The organism is Micromonospora sp. WMMD735, from assembly GCF_049178995.1.
GTDB classification, from domain to species: Bacteria; Actinomycetota; Actinomycetes; order Mycobacteriales; family Micromonosporaceae; genus Micromonospora; species Micromonospora wenchangensis.
The window spans coordinates 1,006,059-1,025,093 of record NZ_JBMHMJ010000002.1; the positions used below are offsets into that span (position 1 = coordinate 1,006,059).

A 19,035-nucleotide genomic window follows, 5' to 3' on the forward strand; every position below is an offset into this window, starting at 1 on the left:
TGGGCCCGACGTCGGGCCCACGGCAGACCGTGGCTCACCCCTCGATCCGGGTGATGTTACGGATCTTGTTGGACGCGTCCAGCGCGGCGACCTTGTACGCCTCGGACAGGGTCGGGTAGTTGAAGACCGTGTCGATCAGGTAGTCGACCGTGCCGCCGCAGCCCATCACCGTCTGCCCGATGTGGACGATCTCGGTCGCGCCGGTGCCGAACACGTGCACCCCGAGCAGCCGGCCGTCCTGCGGCGACACGAGCAGCTTCAACATGCCGTACGAGTCGCCGACGATCTGCCCCCGGGCCAGCTCGCGGTAGCGGGCGACGCCGACCTCGAACGGGGTGGCGCTGTTGGTCAGCTCCTCCTCGGTCTTGCCGACGAAGCTGATCTCCGGGATCGTGTAGATCCCGATGGGCTGCAGCTCCTGGAGTTCGCGCACCGGCTCCCCGCAGGCGTGCAGCGCCGCCATCCGGCCCTGCTCCATCGACGTGGACGCCAGCGCCGGGAAGCCGATCACGTCACCGACCGCGTAGATGTGCTCGACGCTGGTGCGGTAGTGCTCGTCCACCGCGATCCGGCCGCGCGCGTCGGCTTCCAGCCCGGCCGCGTCGAGGGCCAGGTCGTCGGTCTGCCCCTGCCGGCCGGCCGAGTACATGACGGTGTCCGCGACGATCTTCTTGCCGCTCTTGAGGACGCACAGCGCGGCAGTCTCGTGCTTCTCGACCGCCGCGACCTCCTCGCCGAAGCGGAACGTCACCGACAGGTCGCGCAGGTGGTACTTGAGCGACTCGACGATCTCCTCGTCGCAGAAGTCGAGCATCCCGTCACGGCGTTCCACCACTGTCACCTTCGTGCCGAGCGCGGCGAACATGGACGCGTACTCCATGCCGATCACGCCCGCGCCGACCACCACCATGCTGCGCGGCACGGCCTGGAGGTTGATCACCCCGTCGGAGTCGACGATCGTCCGGTCGTCGAAGTCGACACTGTCCGGCCGGGCCGGGCGGGTGCCGGCGGCGATGACGATCTTGTCGAAGGTGAGCTTCGACTCGTGCCCGGAGCCGCCGTCCACCCAGATCGAGTGCGGGTCGGCGAACCGGCCGGTGCCGGTGATCAACGCGACCCGGTTGCGGGCGAGCTGGTTGCGGATGACGTCGGTCTGCCGGCTGATCACGTGCTGCGTCCGGGCGGCCAGATCACCGACGGTGATCTCCTCCTTGACCCGGTAGCTGCTGCCGTACAGGTCCCGCTGGCTCAGGCCGGTGAGGTAGAGCACGGCCTCCCGCAGCGTCTTGGAGGGGACGGTGCCGGTGTTGATGCACACCCCACCGATCATGTCGCGGCGGTCCACGATGCCGACCCGCCTACCGAGCTTCGCGGCGGCGATCGCCGCCTTCTGACCGCTGGGCCCGGAGCCCAGCACCAACAGGTCGTAGTCATACACGGCTCCTAGCCTCGCAAGCGGCCGCAAGATGTGCCACTCGTGGCCGTCCCGGTGGCCGTGCACCTCACCGTCGACGTCCGACCGCGCCGGCACCCGGCCCCGGGCGACCCGAAACCCGCGACCGCCCGGCGCGTCGGCGCAGGTCAGCGCTACGGTGGGCCGGTCGTCGCGGCCGTGCCGGGCCGCCGGGCGACGCCGGGAACGCGACGAGGGGACCAGGTGACGGCAGCGTCATGACCGACCACGGACACGAGCTGCTGTTCGGCGGCTTCCTCACCCCCGACGCCCGGCAGCCGGAGCAGGTCGTCGCCCGCGCCCGGCTCTGCGAGCAGGCCGGCCTGGACCTCGTCACCTTCCAGGACCACCCCTACCAGCCGGGTTTCCTCGACACCTGGACGCTGATGTCCTACCTGGCGGCGGCGACCAGCCGGATCAGGCTGGCCGGCAACGTGCTCAACCTGCCGCTGCGCCAGCCGGTGGTGCTGGCCCGCAGCGTCGCCAGCCTCGACCTGCTCAGCGGCGGCCGGATCGAACTCGGCCTCGGCACCGGCGCGTTCTGGGACGCCATCGAGGCCAACGGGGGCCGACGGTTCACCCCCGGGCAGGCGGTGGACGCCCTCGACGAGGCGATCCGGATCATCCGGGAGGTGTGGGCGGCCGACCGGCGCGGCGGGGTACGGGTCGACGGCGAGCACTACCGGGTGGTCGGCGCGAAACGCGGCCCCGCCCCGGCACACCCGGTGGGGATCTGGGTCGGGGCGTACAAGCCGAGGCTGCTACGGCTGGTGGGGCGGACGGCGGACGGCTGGCTGCCGTCGCTGGCGTACCTGCCGAACGGGCCGGCGGACCTGGCCGGGCTCAACGCGCTCGTCGACGAGGGCGCGGCGGCGGCCGGGCGGGACCCCGCCGAGGTGCGGCGGTTGCTGAACGTCTCCGGCCGGTTCACCGGCACCGGTGCGGGCTTCCTCGACGGCCCGCCCCGGCAGTGGGTGCGGGAGCTGACCGACCTGGTGCTGGAGCACGGCACCTCCGGGTTCGTCCTCGGCGCCGACGACCCCGCCAGCATCCAGCTCTTCGCCCAGGAGGTCGCCCCCGGGGTCCGCGAACTGGTCGCCGCCGAACGGGCCGGCTCGGCCGTCCCCACGCCGGCCGCCCCGGCACCGGGGGAGCCGACCGGGCCGGCGGGCGGCACGGGGGAGCCGAGCGGGCCGGCGGGACCGGCGCGGCAGGGACGGGAAACCGTCCGGGCCGGGGGTGTCGCGGGGCTCGCGGTCACCCCCACCCCCGCACCCCGGGAACGGCACAGCGACCACCGGCTCTGGGACGAGTCGACCCGGCCGGTCGCCCCGCCCGCGCCGGCCGGGCACGTCTACTCGCCGCAGGCCCAGGCCGTCGGTGGGCACCTGGTCGACGTGCACGACCACCTGCGTCGGGAACTGGGCGAGATCCGTGACCTGCTCGACCAGGTGCGCCGGGGGGTGGTCTCCGCCGGCGATGCCCGGGGCGTGCTCAACCGGATGACCCTGCGGCAGAACAACTGGACGCTGGGGGCGTACTGCGCCGCCTACTGCACGCTGGTCACCCAGCACCACGGGTTGGAGGACGACGCGATCTTCCCGCACCTGCGACGGGCCGATCCGGGGCTGGTCCCGGTGATCGACCGGCTGGAGCAGGAGCACGTCGTCATCCACGAGGTCGTCGAGGGCGTCGACCGGGCCCTGGTCGCACTGATCGGGGACCCGGGGCGGCTCACCGGCCTGCAGCAGGCGGTGGACGTGCTCACCGACACCCTGCTGTCCCACCTGTCCTACGAGGAGGAGAACATCGTCGAACCGCTGGCCCGGTACGGGTTCTACCCCGGCCAGCTCTGATCCCGCGCCGGCCGGGACACGCCGGTCCGGCGGGGTGCGACGCGCAGTGGTCGCCGGGTGACGGCGTTCGGACCGCCGTGCCATAATTCCGGTGGCGCCCGCGGTTGTCACCGCCGGGCCCGGGGGGCCGCCTCCGCAGCACGCGGACGGCGGGGGACCGACCCCCGGAGGCCACAGTGGATTTCCCCTCTCTCGTCGACCTCGTCGATCTGCTCGACGGCCTGTTGCAACTGGGTGCCGCCGCGCTCAGCCTCGCCGCCGCCGTCGTGGTCGCCCGTTCCACCCGCCGGTCGGGCCGCCAGCGTGACGACTGACCGGCCCAGGGTCGCCCCGCCCGGCGAGCGGATGGTCGTCGCCGGGCGAGGTGGCCGGGTCAGAGGAACGCGCCGACCCGGGGTGTCGCGCCCTCCCAACGGAAGACCGCCGCGTACAGCGCGCGGCGGGCGTCGGCCGGCAGCGAGCCGTCGGCCCGTTGCCGGCAGGGCGTGGTCCCGCCGCAGACCCATCCGTGCAGGAACAGCCGCTGCTCGTCGTCGACCAGGGCGGGGACGAGGTCCGCGCCTCCCGGGCCGCAGATCCCGGTGGCGGACGTGCTGAGCAACGAGTGCTCGGTCCTGCCGTGGAAGTCCCACCGGTCGGTGGAGGTCAGGTAGACGGTGGCGTAGCTGCAGTTGTCGTAGCCGTACCGGGAGGCGAACAGCACGAACGTGGAGCCCCGCTGCCGCAGCACCGGGTTCTCGATGATGCCGGTGTTGCGGACCAGTTCACCACTGGCGTTGCCGACCCAGCGGGTGCCGGTGTCGTCGAGCCGCAGCATCCGGATCGACGACGGTGTCTGCTGCGTCTTGTAGAGCACGAACCGCTTGCCGTCGGCGTCCTCGAACGGGGACGGGTCGATCACCCCGGCGGCGGCTACCGGCCGCCCCGCCACCACGTCGTCCGCCCCGTGCACGCCACCCGGGCAGATCAGCGGCGCGGTGCCGACCGGCGCGTACGGCCCGCCGACGGCGTCGGAGGTGGCGGTCCCGATGCACCGCTGCCCGTTCTTGCCCTTGGCGGGCAACGAGTAGTAGAGCACCCACCCGGTGGCGGTACGGACGGCGTCGGGGGCCCACACCGCGCCGTTCTCGGCCCAGTCCGGTACCGACCCGAGGGTCGTGCCGAGGGCGTTCCACGGCCCGGACGCGGTGTCACCCCGGTGGGCCGGGGCGCGGGTGCCGGTGGCGAACACGACGAAGCTGTCGTTGTGCCGCACCACGCCGGGATCGGCGACACCCCCCGAGGGGGCGTAGACCGGTTGCGGGGTGGCGGCTGCGGCGGGCGCGGCGACGGTGCCGGCGACGACCGTCACCGCGACGGCGATCAGCGCCGGTCGCCAGGTCCTTCGGAGGTGCATGGGTTCTCCCCGGCGGGATAGGCAATTCACTACGGACAATGCGCCTCCGTTGTCCGGAGGGTGAAACTAAGCTACCGTGCCGGAGTTGACAAAGTAACCTTCCTTCACGGCCGGGTCTGTCGCGCCGGCCGTCGGCGTTCCGGAGAGGACAGCCATGGCAGGCGGAAAACGGTGGTCGGTACGGAGTGCGGGTGCCCTCGTCGGCGCGGCGGTGCTGCTGGTGAGCCTGGTGCCGGCCACTCCCGCCGCCGCCGCGAACTCCACCTTCAAGGCGGCGACCCTGAACATCCTCAACGAGCTGAACCAGGCCGACTTCGTCCATGACCTGGAACTGATCACCGCGAAGGCGGACCTGGTCGGGCTCAACGAGGTGGGCAACCGCAAGGCGTACCTGAAGGACTGGGCGGCGGACAACGGCTGGTGGCTGTACGCGCCCGAACCGACGCAGGCGGCCAACGAGGCGCTGCTGGCCCGCAAGAGCATGTTCGAGGTGCTCGACAAGGGATCGGACTTCGTGTGCGACACCAACGGGCCCGGCGAGGTGCCGCCGGCCCGCTACAACAACTGGGTCCGCTACCGCCACAAGGCGACCGGGCGCAGCGTCTACCACCTCAACGCGCACGCCAACGCGAGCATCGAGAACAACGGCCAGCCCGAGGACCTGCCCCGGACCGCCTGCGCCGAGCAGCAGTTCCAGGCCCTGAAGACCCTGGCGGCCGCCAAGAAGGACTCCGGCCAGGTCATCGTCAGCGGCGACCTGAACGTCGACTTCAGCGCCGACCGGGCGTACGGGTACCAGAAGTTCCCCTGGAAGGTGTTCGAGGCCAACGAGCTGCCGAACCTGCGGTCCTGCTACAACCTGTACGGCGAGAAGGGGAACGGGACGCACGGCAACCGGCACATCGACTACATCTACTTCTGGAAGCGCGTCGAGGAACACCGCGAGATGTGGATGACCGACTACAGCATCGTCAGCGGCACCAACTCCGACCACAACGGCGTCGTCGCGGCGTTCACCATCTCCTCGTAGCCACCGACGCTGCGCCGCCTCCCCGGTGGGCCCCGACCGCCGACGCCGGCCGTCGACCATTGACACCTATCGTGATCCACTTCATCGTCGGAGCAACCGCCTCCGCGTCGAAGGGCTCCCCTGATGGTCGACACCGCGCACACGTACGTCATCGTCGGAGCGGGGCCCGCCGGCCTGCAGCTGAGTTACCACCTCCAGCAGCAGGGCGCCGACTACCTGACGTTCGAACGTGGCGCCGAACCGGGGGGTTTCTTCCGGCGGTTCCCGCGCCACCGCCGCCTGAACTCGCTCAACGCCGTGCACACCGACAGCAGCGACCCCGGGATCCGACTGCGGTCCGACGGGAACTCGCTGCTCAACGACGACCCGGAGCTGCTGTTCGCGAAGTTCAGCCAGGAGTACCTGCCGGCCGCCGACGACCTGGTGCGGTACCTCGCCGAGTTCCAGCGCATCCACCAGCTCCGGGTCCGCTACGGCACCACCGTCGAGCAGGTCTCCCGGGAGGACGACGGCTTCACCGTCCGCACCGACCGGGGGGTCGTACGGGCGCGCTGCCTGGTCGTAGCGACCGGCTGGGGTCGGCCGTTCGTGCCGGACATCCCGGGCATCGAGCACGCCACCGGCTACGAGGAGATGGACGTCGACCCCGACCGGTACGCCGGCAGGCGGGTCCTGATCATCGGCAAGGGCAACGCGGCGTTCGACACCGCCTCGTCGATCCTGGGCAGGGCGTCGGTGGTGCACCTGGCGAGCCGCCGGCCGCTGCGGCTGGCCCGCGACACCGGGCACCCCGGCGACGTCCGGGGCCGGCACGGCGCGATCCTCGACAGCGACCGGTTCACGCCGCTGCACGCGGTGCTCGACGGCACCATTGACGCGATCCGGCCCGTCGACGGCGGGTTCCGCGTCTCGGTCACCGACCCCCACGCCCCCGGCGAGACCGCCGAACTCGACTACCACGAGGTGCTGCGCTGCACCGGCTTCCGGATGGACACCTCCCTGTTCGACGCCTCCTGCACGCCGGACATGGTGCGCGACGGCCGGCTGCCGGGCCTGCGCCCCGACTGGCAGTCGAGCAACGTCGACGACCTGTACTTCGCCGGCACCGTCGCCCAGGCGCGGGACGTACGGCACGCCGCGTCGCCGTTCATCGACGGATTCCGGTACAACCTGCGTACCTTGACCAGGCTGCTGCGGGAGCGCTACGACGGCGTGCCGCTGCCCGCCGCCACCACGTCGGGCGAGCCGGCCTCGTTGACCACGGTGATGCTGGACCGGGTCAACGGGAGTCCGGCGCTGTGGACCCAGTCCGGGTACCTCTGCGACGTCTTCGTCCGCGACGACGCCACCGGGGGCTTCCGGCACCACGAGGAACTGCCGGAGGACTACGCGGTGCCCCGGTTCGCCCACTCCTCCCACTGCTACACCCTGGCCCTGCGCCGGGGCCGCGCCGACGGGTCCGACACCGACCGGCGACCGGCCCGGGACAGCACCGTCATCCACCCGGTGCTCCGGCGGTACCGCCACGGTGAACTGGTGGCCGAGCAGCACCTGCCGGGGGACCTGCTGGCCGAGTGGCGGCGGGTGGACCGGCACGTGGAACCACTGGTCCGCTTCCTCGGCAGGGATCTCACCGACGACTCATGATCCCGTCGGGCGGTCCGCGGGCGGCGACCCGTGCACCGTCACGGCGTCGCCAGGTGACGGTCATCCGTCGCCCGACCCACCGTCCCCGGCGTCGGTCAGCCGGGCCAGCCGGGCGTACAGGTAGCGCTGGCGGGGCAGGCTGGTCGAGCGGCGGGCCGCGTGGGCGTACGCCGTCCGGGCCTCGGCGAGGTTGCCACAGCGTTCCAGCAGGTGCGCGCGGGCCGCGTGCCGCCGGGGGTCGTCGCCGACGCGGGGGTCGTCGGCCAGCGCGTCGAGCAGGCGCAGCCCGGCGGCGGGACCCCGGGCCATCGCCACCGCCACCGCGTGGTTGAGCGCCACCACCGGGTTGCCCGACATCCCCAGCAGCACCCCGTAGAGGGCCTCGATCTGCGCCCAGTCGGTCGCCTCGGCGCTCGCCGCCTCGTCGTGCACCGCCGCGATCGCCGCCTGGAGCTGGTAGGGCCCGACGTCGCCGCGCGGCAGCACCGCGCTGACCAGTGCCACCCCCTCGGCGATCTGGTCGGCCCGCCAGCGGCTGCGGTCCTGCTCCGCCATCGGCACCAGCTCACCGTCCGGGCCCACCCGGGCCGGCCCCCGGGCGTCGGTGAGCAGCATCAACGCCAGCAGACCGGTCACCTCCGGATCGTCCGGCAGCAGCCGGTGCAGCAACCGGGTCAGCCGGATCGCCTCGGTGGACAGGTCCACCCGGCGCAGATGCGGGCCGGTGGTGCTGGCGTACCCCTCGTTGAAGATCAGGTAGAGCACCTGCCGGACGGCGTCGAGCCGGACTGCCCGCTCGTCGGGTCCGGGCAGCGCGAACGGCAGCCCGCTGTCGCGGATGCGTTGCTTGGCGCGGGTGATCCGGCGGGTCATGGTCGCCTCGGGCACCAGGAACGCCCGAGCCACCTCGGCGGTGCCCAACCCGCCGACGGCGCGCAGGGTCAACGCGACCTGCGCGGCCGGCGGCAGCGCCGGATGGCAGCACAGGAACAGCAGCACCAGGCTGTCGTCGCCCGGCTCCCGGTGGTCGGCCGCCGGGGCGACCCACCGTCGCCCCCGGCCGGCGTCGTCCTCCCGCCGTCGCCGGGCCTGCTCGGCGCGGAGCAGGTCGGTCAGCCGCCGGGCGGCCACGGTCACCAGCCAGCCCCGGGGCTGCTCCGGCAGCCCGTCGACCGGCCAGCGGGTCGCGGCGGCCAGCAGCGCCTCCTGGACGGCGTCCTCGGCGGTGTCGAAGTGGCCGTACCGGCGGACGACCGCGCCGAGGACCTGCGGCGCGAGCACGCGCAGCAGGTCCTCGACGGTGGACGGTCCCATGGCGACCGGGTCAGCCGTCCAGGTCGTCGACGCCGTCGGCGACCGGTCGTACGTCGACGTACCCGCCCTCGGCGTCCGGGTCGACGAACCGGGCGGCGATCTCGGTGGCCCGGTCGAAGCTGACACAGTCGACGACGGTGAACCCGGCCAGCACCTCCTGCGTCTCCGGGTACGGCCCGTCGGTGACCACGGGCGTGCCCTGTCGCAGCCGTACCCGCCGGGCGTGCACCGGCGCGGTCAACCCCTGCCCGTCGACCAGCTCGCCGGATTCGGCCAGGTCCCGGTGCACCGCCGCCATGTGCTCATGCATCGCGGCGACCTGCTCCGGCGTCATCGGCGGCTGCGCCCCGGGACGGCCGGCCATGGCGTCGTAGTCGCGCTGCGAGCCGTACAACATGATCATGTATTTCATGGTTCTCCTCTCGGCCGCGGGGTGCGGCCGGACAACCGGGACGTCGGAGCCGCCGGGCCGGTCCGGACACCGGGCCCGAGGTTAACCCCCGGGACGGGTGGTGGCGGTCACCTACCGTGGTCCCATGACGACGATGTGGCTCGTGGTCGGCGCGGCGGCCCTGGCGATGATCGGCACGGTCGGCTGGGTCGCCTGGCGCGACCGGGCCCGCACCGTCGGGGTCGAGGACCGCACCGCCGGGCGGGACGCCCAGGCCAGACAGCACCGGTACGAGGCGGAACGCCACTTCGCCCAGAACGACACGATCCACCGGGGGCAGGAGCACCACTGACCGTCCGGCCGGGCCGACCCGGGTCACCCATGGTCAACGGGACGCCGGCCGGGCATGATCGTTCCACGGTCGGGGTACCACCGATCGCAGGACCGGCACGCCTGGGAGGCACACGGTGACGGCAGGCTCGCGACGCCGCTCGCACGGACCACTGCTCGCCGCGCTGACGGCGCTGGTGGTGGCGGTCGGCTGCGCGGCCGGCGGGGTGGGGGAGAGCGGCCCGCAGGAACCCCGGGAACCGGCCCCCCGGCAGTCGTCGCGCCCGGCGGCCCCGGCCCCGTCGGAGACGGAGACCACCCGCGCCGACGGCACCACCAGCGTGGCCGAGTTCAAGAGCGACATCGACGACGCGGTCACCATCGCCGAACGTTACTGGGCCGCCCAGTTCCGGGCCTCCGGCCAGGAGTTCCGCCCGATCCGCCGGATCGTGCCCTACCAGCGGGAGGGCGAGATCTCCTGCGGCGGTCAGGCGCTGCCCCGCAACAACGCCGTCTACTGCTCCCAGGGCGACTTCATCGCCTACGACGTCAACTGGTCGGTGGCGGCGTTCCGGCAGGTCGGTGACGCGTTCGTGTTCTACCTGCTGGGCCACGAGTACGCCCACGGCATCCAGATCCGGCTCGGCATCCGCGCCAACTTCACCATCCAGCAGGAGCTGCAGGCCGACTGCATGGCCGGGGCGTACCTCGGCGACTCCGTCCGTGACGGCACCCTGAGACTCGACGCCGGTGACCTCGACGAGTTCCGTGAGGGGCTGCTCGCCGTCGGCGACGACCCCGACCAGCCGTGGTTCGCCGAGGGTTCGCACGGCACCGCCGAACAGCGCACCGACTGGTTCTTCCGCGGCTACGAGCGGTCCCTGGACGCCTGCAACCTGCGCTGAGGAGCAGGTCACGTCCGGCCGGTACGGCGGTACGCGCCCCGGGCCGGGCTGGCAGGATCGCCCGGAGACCATCCGCGAGCGCCAGGAGGATTCCGCTGAGCAGCCCACACCCCGCCGCCGTGCTCTTCGACATGGACGGCACCCTGGTCGACAGCGAGAAGCTGTGGGACGTCGCCCTGCACGAGCTGGCCGCCGAGTACGGGGGCACGCTCACCGGCCCGGCCCGGCGGGCGATGATCGGCACCGCGATGGCCGCGTCGATGCGCATCCTCCACGACGACCTCGGCCAACCCGAGCGGGACCCGCAGGTCAGCGCGGAGTGGATCAACGCGCGGATCCTGGAGCTGTTCCGCACCGGGCTGCGCTGGCGGCCGGGCGCGTTGACCCTGCTGCGGGCGGTCCGCGCCGCCGGCATCCCCACCGCGCTGGTCACCTCCAGCGGCCGGCCCCTGGTCGAGGTGGCCCTGGACACCCTCGGCCGGGACAGCTTCGACGCCGTGGTCTGCGGCGACGAGGTCGACTCGGCCAAGCCGCACCCCGAGCCGTACCTGGCCGCCGCCCGGCTGCTCGACGTGCCGATCGGTCGCTGCGTGGCGATCGAGGACTCGCCGACCGGAGTGGCCAGCGCGCTCGCCGCCGGTGCGGCGGTGCTGGCCGTCCCGGCGGAGGTGCCGGTGCCGCCGACCGACGGCGTACACCAGGTGGAGAGCCTGACCTCGGCGGACCTGGAGCTGCTGGCGGCGCTGCTCGGCGAGCCACCCGGCTGAGCCGCCGGGCGGAACCGCGCGGCCACGACGAGGGGGGTCCCGCCGTCGGCGGAACCCCCCTCGCAGCGGACGGGATCAGTCGTGCGCGATCGCGCCCAGCACGTTGATCCGGGCCGCCCGCACCGCCGGCAGCACCGCCGCCACCACGCCGATGATGGCCGCCAGCAGCAGGAACAGCCCCATCTGACCCCACGGCAGGATCAGGTCGGTGATGCCGTCGTCCTTGAGCGCCCGCACCACCGCGGCACCGAGGCCGACGCCCACCACGATCCCGAGCAGCGCCCCGAAGACCGAGATCACCACCGCCTCCACGGTGATCATCCGCATGGTCTGCGCCCGGCGCAGCCCGATCGCCCGCAGCAGGCCCAGCTCGCGGGTCCGCTCCAGCACCGACAGGGCCAGGGTGTTCACGATGCCGAGCACCGCGATCACGATCGCCAGCGCCAACAGGATCTGGATCATCGTGAGCAGGCTGTCCAGCGAGCCGGTCTGCTGCTCGATGAACGCGTCCCGGTCGGCCACCGACACCTCCGGGCTGTCGGCCAGCAGCGCCTCCACCTGCGGCTGCACGTCGGCCACCCGGGTGCCCGGAGCCAGCTGGATGAACCCCTGGTTGGGCTTCGGGATGGCGAAGTCCTTCACCGCCTGCGGCGGCAACTGCACCGGGCTGGTCAGCTCGGAACTCTCGTAGATGCCGCTGACCGTGTAGGTGCGCGGCTCGCCCCGGGATGCCTGCACGGTCACCGTCGAACCGACCGAGATGTTGCGGGACCTGGCGGCGTCGGAGCTGAACAGCATCTGGTCCGGGCCGAGCCGGCTGATGTCACCGGCGGTCGTCTTGGCCCCGAAGATCCGCTGCAACGCGGTCACGTCGCTGGACGCGGCCAGCCAGGTGACCTTCCCGTCGACCATGCCCATGTCGCCGTACTCGCCGTCGGCCATCTGCACACCGGGCAGCGCCGCCACCTTCGTCAGCACCGCCGGGTCGAAGCTCGCCGGCCGCGGACCGGTCGTCGACCCCGAGATCACCAGCTCGGCCTTGATGGTGTCCTGGGCCAGCGCGCCGATGCTGCCCTTCGCCGAGTCCAGGATCACCGTCACCCCGGTCACCAGGGCGATGCCGACCATCAGCGCCGCCGCCGTGATCGCCGTGCGGCGCGGGTTGCGCCCGGAGTTCAGCCGACCCAGCTTGCCCGGCACCGACCAGGCGAAGACCGCCCCCAGCAGGGACACCACCGGGCGGCTGATCAGCGGGGTCAGCAGCGCCACCCCGATGAAGGCGAACAGCACCCCGCCCAGGATGACCGCCAGCGTGTTGTCCCCGGCGTTGTCGCTGAGCCCGAGGAACAGCAGCACCGCGCCGATCCCGGTGATCACCCCACCGGTGACCGTGACCCGGGTCAGCGGCCGGTCCGGGTTGGCCACGTCCTGCATCGCCGCGATCGGCGGGATGCGTGCGGCCCGCAGCGCCGGCAGCAGCGCCGCCACCACCGTGATCAGCAGGCCGACCGCGAACGAGCCGATCACCGCCGACGCCGGGACGCCGATGCCGGCCAGCGTCAACCCGCCGGCCAGGTTGCCGAAGACGTACGCCAGCAGCGCGCCGATGCCGATGCCGGCACCCAGCCCCAGCACCGAGGCGATCAGGCCGATCGCCACCGCCTCCAGCACCACCGAACCGATGATCTGCCGACCGCTGGCCCCGATCGCCCGCATCAACGCCAGCTCCCGGGTCCGCTGCGCCACGATGATCGAGAAGGTGTTGAGGATGAGGAACGTGCCCACCAGCAGCGCGACGGCCGCGAAGCCGAGCAGGATCTTGTTGAAGAAGGACAGCCCCTCCTTCAGGCTCGCCGAGGCGTCCGCCGACAACTGCTCGCCGGTCTTGACCTCGAAGCCGTCGCCGAGCGTCCGGGCCACGTCGTCACGCAACGTGGCGTCGCCGACCCCGGCGTCCGCCCGTACCGTGACGTTGGTGAAGGCGTCCCGCTCGCCCAGCAGCAGCCGCTGCGCCACCGGGGTGGTGAAGGCGATCTCGTTGACCCCGCCGATCGAGTCCCGGTCACCGCTGTAGCCGAAGACCCCGACCAGGGTGAAGGTCTGCTTCGGCGTCAGCGGGGTCAGCACCCCGACCCGGTCGCCGACCTTCACCTTGGCCGCCCGCGCCAGCGCCGCGTTGACGACGATCTCGTCGTCGGCCCGGGGCTCCCGGCCCTCCCGCAGCTTCACCAGGTCGCTCTCGCCCTGCCAGTTCGACCCGAGCTGCGGCGGCCCGAACGACGTGACCACCTTGCCGTTGCTGCCGATCAACTGGGCCCCGTCGGTGGTGACCACGCCGGTGGCCTCGGCCACCCCGGGCACCCCGGCGATCCGCTGCACCGTCGCCGCCGACACCGTGGTCGGCACCTGCTCGCCCTGCATCTCGCTGAGCGCCACCTTCGGCTTGCCGGCGACGTTGACGTCGATGCCCTCGTACGCGTCGGCGAAGACCGCGTCGAACGAGCGGCCCAGCGTGTCGGTGAGCACGAACGCTCCCGAGACGAACATGACACCCAGCACCACGGCCAGGCCGGACAGCAGCAGGCGCACCTTGCGCGCCAGCAGACTCTTGAGGGTGGCCCGCAACATCAGCCGGCCACCTCGACCAGGGTGTCCAGCTTCTTCATGGTGTCCAGCACCGTGTCGGCGGTCGGCTCGATCAGCTCCGAGACGATCTGCCCGTCGGCCAGGAAGACCACCCGGTCGGCGTACGCGGCGGCGGTCGGGTCGTGGGTGACCATCACGATGGTCTGCCCGTGCTCGCGGACCGAGTTGCGCAGGAAGTTGAGCACCTCCGCGCCGGAGCGGGAGTCCAGGTTCCCGGTCGGCTCGTCGGCGAAGATCACCTCGGGGCGGGCGACCAGTGCCCGCGCGCAGGCGACCCGCTGCTGCTGGCCACCGGAGAGCTGCGCCGGCCGGTGCCCCAGCCGGTCCCGCAGGCCGACGGTGTCGATCACCGTGTCGTACCAGGCCGGGTCGGGCTTGCGGCCGGCGATCGACATCGGCAGCAGGATGTTCTCCTGGGCGGTGAGCGTGGGCAGCAGGTTGAACTGCTGGAAGATGAAGCCCACCTTGTCCCGGCGCAGCTTCGTCAGGCCCGAGTCACCCAGCCCGGTCACCGTGGTGTCGCCGATCTGCACCGTGCCCTTGCTGACCGAGTCCAACCCGGCCAGGCAGTGCATCAGCGTCGACTTGCCCGAGCCCGACGGGCCCATGATCGCGGTGAACCTGCCCCGCTCGAACTCGGCGCTGACCCCCCGTAGCGCGGCGACCTGCGCCTCGCCGGTGCCGTACACCTTCCACACGTCGTTCGCCCGGGCCGCGGCCTGCGCATGCTGGCCTACCGTCGCGGTCACGTCATCTACCTCTTCCGTCTGGCTGTGTGTGCCCCCACCGCCCCCGCTGGTCGGTGGGGTCGATCCCATCCTCGGTGCCGGTCGGCGCGGATCCGTCCGACCACGGACTGACCCGGCGCGGATTTCCCGCTGCGGGTCGGCCCGGAGAACGGCTCAGGGTTGTCCCTGACCCGCAGACCGGTCGTGCCACCCCACCCTGCGGTGGGGCCCCGGCACCGACGTCAGGATCTGACGCCACGACACGGTCAACCGCGCCGCGCCGCCTTTCGTCACGGTAGGTGAGCGCGGCAACGCTGCCGTCCCCCCACCGGCCTCACCCCGGGTACGCCCCGAGGGGCACCCGGTGCCGCCCGGCTACGCCTTGGGGCGGACCAGCCCCGACTCGTACGCCAGCACCACCGCCTGCACCCGGTCGCGCAGCCGTAGCTTGGTCAGCACGTGCCCGACGTGCGTCTTGATCGTCGTCTCGCTGACCGACAACGCGGCGGCGATCTCCGCGTTGGACAACCCCCGGGCCACCTGGACGAGCACCTCCCGTTCCCGCTCGGTCAACGTGCCCAACGCCTTCGGTGGGCTCGCCGACGGGTCGGGCAGCACGGTGGCGAACCGGTCCAGCAGCCGTTTGAGGATGCGCGGCGCCACCACCGCCTCCCCGGCGGCCACCGTCCGGATGGCGGTGACCAGGTCGTCGGCCGGCACGTCCTTGGCCAGGAAGCCGCTCGCCCCGGCCCGCAACGCCCCCACCACGTACTCGTCGAGGTCGAAGGTGGTGAGGATGAGCACCCGCACCGGCAAGCGTGCCTCGACGATCGCCCGGGTCGCGGCCACCCCGTCCATCCGGGGCATCCGGATGTCCATCAGCACCACGTCGGGCAGCAGCCGCCGGGACAGCTCCACCGCCTCCTGACCGTCCCCGGCCTCGGCGACGATGTCGAGGTCGTCCTCGGTGCCCAGCACCATCCGGAACCCGGTGCGCAGCAACGGCTGATCGTCGGCGAGCAGGATCCGCACCGGCCGTCCGGGCGGGCGGGCGGCGGCCCCACCGTCCGGCGCGGACGACGGGGGGCTGCCGTACGTCTGGCCCATCTGCTGTCCCCGTTCCCCCGTCACGCCGGGACCGTCCCGGCCGGTTCCACCGGAATTCTCGCGTACACCCGGAAGCCGCCGCCGGGCCGTGGCCCGATCCGCAAGGTTCCACCGTAGAGGGCCACCCGTTCGCGCATGCCGACAAGTCCGTGCCCGATCCGGTCGGGTCCCGGCTCCGGACCCCGCCCGGTGTCGGTGATCTCCACGGTCAGACCGCCGCCGTCGACGCCCAGCCGGACGGTCGCGGTGGCCGAACCGGCGTGTTTGAGCGCGTTGGTCAACGCCTCCTGGGTGATCCGGTACACCGTCAGCGAGACACCCTCGTCGACCGTCGGCACCGGGTCCGCGACCTCCAGGACGACCGGTAGCCCCGCCTCGCGTACCTGCTCCACCAGCGCGGTGATGCCGGCCAGGCCGGGCTGCGGGGTGAGGTCGGCGGCGGGCTCCGCGTCGGTCCGCAGCACGTCCAGCAGCCGGCGCATCTCCCGCAGCGTGACCCGGCTGGTGTCCTCGATGGTGGCGATCGCCTCGTCGGCGGCGGCCAGATCCCGGTGCAGCACCCGCCGGGCCCCGGTGGCCAGCACCCCCATCACGCTGACGTGGTGGGCGACCACGTCGTGCAGTTCCCGGGCGATCCGACGCCGCTCGTCGGCCACCGCCTGCTCGGCCAGCGCCCGCTGGTTGTCCTCGGCCGCCCGGGCCCGCTCCCGCAGGGCCCGCAGCGAGGTGCGCCGGGCCCGCACCGCCCGCCCCACCGCGTAGGCGAGCAACGCGGTGAGCAGGTTGTTGAGCACCAGGTACGCCGGACCGACGTCGAGCCCGGTGTCCAGCGGGGTGAGCACGTTGAGGGCGGCCACCGGCACCCAGAGCAGCACCGTGGCGGCCACCGCCGCGAGCGCCGCCCGGTGCACCGCCATCGTGTACGTCAAGACCAGGAACGTCAGGCTCTGCGTGGTCGGGGCGTGCCCGAGCACCGCCGGCACGGCCAGGGTGGCCAGCGCCGCCCCCACCGCCGGCCACGGCGCGACCCGGCGCAACGCCACCGGGGCCGCGCACAACCCGCTCCAGGCCAGCATGGACGGCAACTGCCGGGGCCAGAACTCGCGCGGGGTGAGCAGGACGAAGGCGACCTCGACCAGCACCAGCGCGGCGGCGAACAGGACGTCACCGGCCAACGGCCGGCGCACCCACCACCGCTCGGGTCCCTCGGTCATACCGCGACGCTAGCCGCCCGCCGGGGCGTCCGGTCGTCGCCGACGGTGAACCTCGCCTCCTCCTCACGGATGAGCCGGTCTCCACCCGCCGGGGACGCTGGCGCTACTCGTCGGCGCCCGGGGTGGCCGGACGGGACCGGGCGTCGCGCAACGGGTCGGCCGCCCCGGCCCGCTCGGGAAACGGCGGCGGGGTGCCACCGAAGGCCGGGCAGTGCGCCTGGTGGTTGCACCAGTCGCAGAGCCGGCTCGGCCGGGGACGGAAGTCCTGCCGCGCGGTGGCCTGCTCGATGGCCTGCCAGAGCGCCACCACCGTACGCTCGAACCGCAGCAGCTCGTCGGCGTCGGGGGAGTAGTCGCAGACCTCGGCGTCCTTGAGGTAGAGCAGGCGCAACACCCGCGGCACCACCCCCCGGGTGCGCCACAGCACCAGCGCGTAGAACTTCAACTGGAACAGCGCCCGTGCCTCGAACGCCTCCCTCGGTGCGCCGCCGGTCTTGTAGTCGACCACCCGCAACGCCCCGTCGGGGGCCACGTCGAGCCGGTCGAGGTAACCCCGGATGAGCAGCTCGTCGTCGACCACCGCGGAGATCAGGCTCTCCCGCTCGGCGGGCTCCAGCCGGCGCGGGTCCTCCACCGCGAAGTAGCCCTCCAGCAGGGCCGCCGCCGACCGGAGGAACTCGGCCGTGCCCGGCTCGTCGCCCGGGTCGAACAGGCCGGCCAGCTCGGGCTGCCCGGTGACCAGCCGGTCCCACTGCGGGCCGACGAGGTCACCGGCGGCCTGCGGGGTGCGCCCGGCCGCCGGCAGGTCGAACAACCGTTCCAGCACCGCGTGCACCAGGGTGCCCCGGGCCTGTTCGACGCTGGGCCGCTCGGGCAGCCGGTCGATGCTGCGGAACCGGTAGAGCAGCGGGCAGGTCTTGAAGTCGGCCGCCCGCGACGGCGACAGCGAGGCCCGGACCGTGGCGGGCAGCGCCGCCGGAGGATGCTGCTGGTCGATCACCGGTTCCGCCGTCATGCCCCGAAGGTTAGGACACCGGTCTGACAGGGTCGTGCTCGCCGCACCGGGCATGATCGGGTCGGCGCGTAGCATCGGGGCGGTGGAGTCCCGTCCCCGCCCGCCGCGTCGGCCCCGCAGCGGACTGACCGTCGGCCGGGTGTTCGGGGTGCCGCTGCACCTCAACGTGTCGATGCTGCTGCTCACCCTGCTGGTGACCGTCACCTACGCCGAGTTCGCCCGGGACCGGCTCGGCCTGTCCCCGCTCGGCGGCTACCTGATCGGCCTCGGCTTCGTGGTGTCGCTGCTCGGCTCGGTCCTGCTGCACGAGCTGGGGCACGCGCTGACCGCCCGCCGGTACGGCATCGGTGTGCGCGGGATCACCCTGGAACTGCTCGGCGGCTACACCGAGATGGACCGGGACGCCCCCACCCCCCGGGTGGAGCTGCTGGTCTCGCTGGCCGGTCCGGCCGTCTCGGCGCTGCTCGGCGGGCTCGCCGTGGCCGCCACCCTGGCCACCCCCGACCACACCCTGGCCCACCAGCTCGCCCTGCAACTGGCGTTGAGTAACGTCATCGTCGCCGTGTTCAACGTGCTGCCCGGCCTGCCCCTGGACGGCGGTCGGGCGCTGCGCGCCGTGCTGTGGCGGATCACCTGCGACCGGCACCGGGCCACCGAGGTCGCCGGCTGGGTCGGGCGGGCCGTCGCGGTGGGCACCGCCGGGCTGGTCGTGCTGCTCACCGTCCAACGGGTGCTGGTGCCGTTGGCGCTACCGCTGATGCTGCTGGTCGCGGTCACCCTCTGGCGGGGCGCCGGGCAGTCGATCCGGTACGCCCGGATCAGCCGCCGGGTGCCGCTGCTCGACCTGGGCCGGCTGGTCCGCCCGGTCGTCGCCGTCCCCACCGGCACGCCGCTTTCCGAGGCGCAACGCCGGCACGCCGAGCAGGGACCACCCGGGTCCGCCGTGCTGGTGGTCGACGGCGCGGGCCGGCCGGTCGCCCTGGTCGACCCGGCGGCGGCGGAGGCCGTACCGGTGGGGCGGCGGCCCTGGTTGGGGGTGGACGCGGTGGCCCGCCCGCTGGCCGCGCTGCCGGCGGTGCCCCTCGGTCTGGACGGTGAACGGCTGATGGCGGCCGTGCAGGCCCACCCGGGCGCACGGTACGTGGTGACGTCAGGCGAAGATGTGGTCGGCGTTCTGCACATCGCGGATCTCGCCCAGGTCCTCGAACCCACACGGAAGATGAACAGGTGACCGCA

At 73.0% G+C, this 19,035-nt stretch carries 17 protein-coding genes; 8 read left to right on the forward strand and 9 right to left on the reverse strand.

The window, feature by feature from the left end:
• Positions 1-34: 34 nt before the first annotated feature.
• Complete coding sequence (gene sthA, locus ACN268_RS04425) at positions 35-1,438, reverse strand: Si-specific NAD(P)(+) transhydrogenase (RefSeq protein WP_421481854.1); 1,404 nt, start codon at positions 1,436-1,438, stop codon at positions 35-37.
• A gap of 233 nt (positions 1,439-1,671) precedes the next feature.
• On the opposite strand from sthA, the gene ACN268_RS04430 reads away from it, so the two are divergent.
• A complete protein-coding gene (locus tag ACN268_RS04430; RefSeq protein ID WP_421481855.1) occupies positions 1,672-3,309 on the forward strand; it encodes an LLM class flavin-dependent oxidoreductase in 1,638 nt (545 codons plus the stop codon).
• Between the two features lie 176 nt (positions 3,310-3,485).
• Positions 3,486-3,623: a hypothetical protein gene (locus ACN268_RS04435; protein WP_421481856.1), complete on the forward strand. Its 138-nt coding sequence runs from the start codon at positions 3,486-3,488 to the stop codon at positions 3,621-3,623.
• A 59-nt stretch (positions 3,624-3,682) separates the two neighbouring features.
• Here the strand turns inward: ACN268_RS04435 and ACN268_RS04440 are convergent, their stop codons facing one another.
• Positions 3,683-4,705 carry a family 43 glycosylhydrolase gene (locus ACN268_RS04440; protein WP_421481857.1) on the reverse strand — a complete coding sequence of 341 codons (1,023 nt, stop codon included), beginning with the start codon at positions 4,703-4,705 and terminating at the stop codon, positions 3,683-3,685.
• Positions 4,706-4,859: 154 nt separating this feature from the next.
• On the opposite strand from ACN268_RS04440, the gene ACN268_RS04445 reads away from it, so the two are divergent.
• On the forward strand, positions 4,860-5,735 hold the full coding sequence (locus ACN268_RS04445; RefSeq protein ID WP_421481858.1) for an endonuclease/exonuclease/phosphatase family protein: 876 nt from the start codon (positions 4,860-4,862) through the stop codon (positions 5,733-5,735).
• Between the two features lie 123 nt (positions 5,736-5,858).
• Complete coding sequence (locus ACN268_RS04450; RefSeq protein WP_421481859.1) at positions 5,859-7,382, forward strand: NAD(P)-binding domain-containing protein; 1,524 nt, start codon at positions 5,859-5,861, stop codon at positions 7,380-7,382.
• A 60-nt stretch (positions 7,383-7,442) separates the two neighbouring features.
• Here the strand turns inward: ACN268_RS04450 and ACN268_RS04455 are convergent, their stop codons facing one another.
• Both ACN268_RS04455 and ACN268_RS04460 read right to left on the reverse strand, forming a co-directional pair.
• A complete protein-coding gene (locus ACN268_RS04455) occupies positions 7,443-8,696 on the reverse strand; it encodes an RNA polymerase sigma factor (protein ID WP_421481860.1) in 1,254 nt (417 codons plus the stop codon).
• 10 nt (positions 8,697-8,706) lie between these two features.
• Complete coding sequence (locus ACN268_RS04460) at positions 8,707-9,108, reverse strand: YciI family protein (protein ID WP_421481861.1); 402 nt, start codon at positions 9,106-9,108, stop codon at positions 8,707-8,709.
• Positions 9,109-9,232: 124 nt separating this feature from the next.
• Between ACN268_RS04460 and ACN268_RS04465 the strand changes: the two genes are divergently transcribed.
• The 3 genes from ACN268_RS04465 to ACN268_RS04475 all read left to right on the forward strand — a co-directional run bounded on the left by ACN268_RS04465 (position 9,233) and on the right by ACN268_RS04475 (position 11,089).
• Positions 9,233-9,439, forward strand: coding sequence for a hypothetical protein (locus tag ACN268_RS04465; RefSeq protein WP_421481863.1), 207 nt, complete (start codon positions 9,233-9,235; stop codon positions 9,437-9,439).
• 115 nt (positions 9,440-9,554) lie between these two features.
• Positions 9,555-10,322 (forward strand): neutral zinc metallopeptidase, encoded by a 768-nt coding sequence (locus ACN268_RS04470; protein WP_421481864.1) that lies wholly within the window; start codon positions 9,555-9,557, stop codon positions 10,320-10,322.
• 119 nt (positions 10,323-10,441) lie between these two features.
• Entirely contained in the window at positions 10,442-11,089 is a 648-nt protein-coding gene (locus tag ACN268_RS04475; RefSeq protein ID WP_421481865.1) for an HAD family hydrolase, read from the forward strand.
• Between the two features lie 75 nt (positions 11,090-11,164).
• On the opposite strand, the gene ACN268_RS04480 is transcribed toward ACN268_RS04475, so the two are convergent.
• The 5 genes from ACN268_RS04480 to ACN268_RS04500 all read right to left on the reverse strand — a co-directional run bounded on the left by ACN268_RS04480 (position 11,165) and on the right by ACN268_RS04500 (position 17,799).
• Positions 11,165-13,717, reverse strand: coding sequence for an ABC transporter permease (locus tag ACN268_RS04480; RefSeq protein WP_421481866.1), 2,553 nt, complete (start codon positions 13,715-13,717; stop codon positions 11,165-11,167).
• Positions 13,717-14,484 carry an ABC transporter ATP-binding protein gene (locus ACN268_RS04485; protein ID WP_204924410.1) on the reverse strand — a complete coding sequence of 256 codons (768 nt, stop codon included), beginning with the start codon at positions 14,482-14,484 and terminating at the stop codon, positions 13,717-13,719. Before ACN268_RS04485 ends, ACN268_RS04480 begins: the two co-directional genes overlap by 1 nt.
• Positions 14,485-14,838: 354 nt before the next feature.
• On the reverse strand, positions 14,839-15,570 hold the full coding sequence (locus ACN268_RS04490; RefSeq protein WP_421486805.1) for a response regulator: 732 nt from the start codon (positions 15,568-15,570) through the stop codon (positions 14,839-14,841).
• A 20-nt stretch (positions 15,571-15,590) separates the two neighbouring features.
• Positions 15,591-16,784 (reverse strand): sensor histidine kinase, encoded by a 1,194-nt coding sequence (locus tag ACN268_RS04495; protein WP_363795341.1) that lies wholly within the window; start codon positions 16,782-16,784, stop codon positions 15,591-15,593.
• A 103-nt stretch (positions 16,785-16,887) separates the two neighbouring features.
• The gene (locus ACN268_RS04500; RefSeq protein WP_421481867.1) at positions 16,888-17,799 is read right to left on the reverse strand and encodes a RecB family exonuclease; all 912 of its coding nucleotides are present in this window, start codon (positions 17,797-17,799) and stop codon (positions 16,888-16,890) included.
• Positions 17,800-17,938: 139 nt separating this feature from the next.
• Between ACN268_RS04500 and ACN268_RS04505 the strand changes: the two genes are divergently transcribed.
• Positions 17,939-19,030 (forward strand): site-2 protease family protein, encoded by a 1,092-nt coding sequence (locus ACN268_RS04505; RefSeq protein WP_421486806.1) that lies wholly within the window; start codon positions 17,939-17,941, stop codon positions 19,028-19,030.
• Positions 19,031-19,035: the final 5 nt, after the last annotated feature.

Bases quoted from the DNA above. Each gene is read 5' to 3' on its own strand.
- ACN268_RS04495 (WP_363795341.1), bottom strand. From the start codon at position 16,784: ATGACCGAGGGACCCGAGCGGTGGTGGGTGCGCCGGCCGTTGGCCGGT.
- ACN268_RS04460 (WP_421481861.1), bottom strand. From the start codon at position 9,108: ATGAAATACATGATCATGTTGTACGGCTCGCAGCGCGACTACGACGCC.
- ACN268_RS04430 (WP_421481855.1), top strand. From the start codon at position 1,672: ATGACCGACCACGGACACGAGCTGCTGTTCGGCGGCTTCCTCACCCCC.
- ACN268_RS04445 (WP_421481858.1), top strand. From the start codon at position 4,860: ATGGCAGGCGGAAAACGGTGGTCGGTACGGAGTGCGGGTGCCCTCGTC.
- ACN268_RS04440 (WP_421481857.1), bottom strand. From the start codon at position 4,705: ATGCACCTCCGAAGGACCTGGCGACCGGCGCTGATCGCCGTCGCGGTG.
- ACN268_RS04450 (WP_421481859.1), top strand. From the start codon at position 5,859: ATGGTCGACACCGCGCACACGTACGTCATCGTCGGAGCGGGGCCCGCC.
- ACN268_RS04500 (WP_421481867.1), bottom strand. From the start codon at position 17,799: ATGACGGCGGAACCGGTGATCGACCAGCAGCATCCTCCGGCGGCGCTG.
- ACN268_RS04480 (WP_421481866.1), bottom strand. From the start codon at position 13,717: ATGTTGCGGGCCACCCTCAAGAGTCTGCTGGCGCGCAAGGTGCGCCTG.
- ACN268_RS04465 (WP_421481863.1), top strand. From the start codon at position 9,233: ATGACGACGATGTGGCTCGTGGTCGGCGCGGCGGCCCTGGCGATGATC.
- ACN268_RS04455 (WP_421481860.1), bottom strand. From the start codon at position 8,696: ATGGGACCGTCCACCGTCGAGGACCTGCTGCGCGTGCTCGCGCCGCAG.
- ACN268_RS04490 (WP_421486805.1), bottom strand. From the start codon at position 15,570: ATGGGCCAGACGTACGGCAGCCCCCCGTCGTCCGCGCCGGACGGTGGG.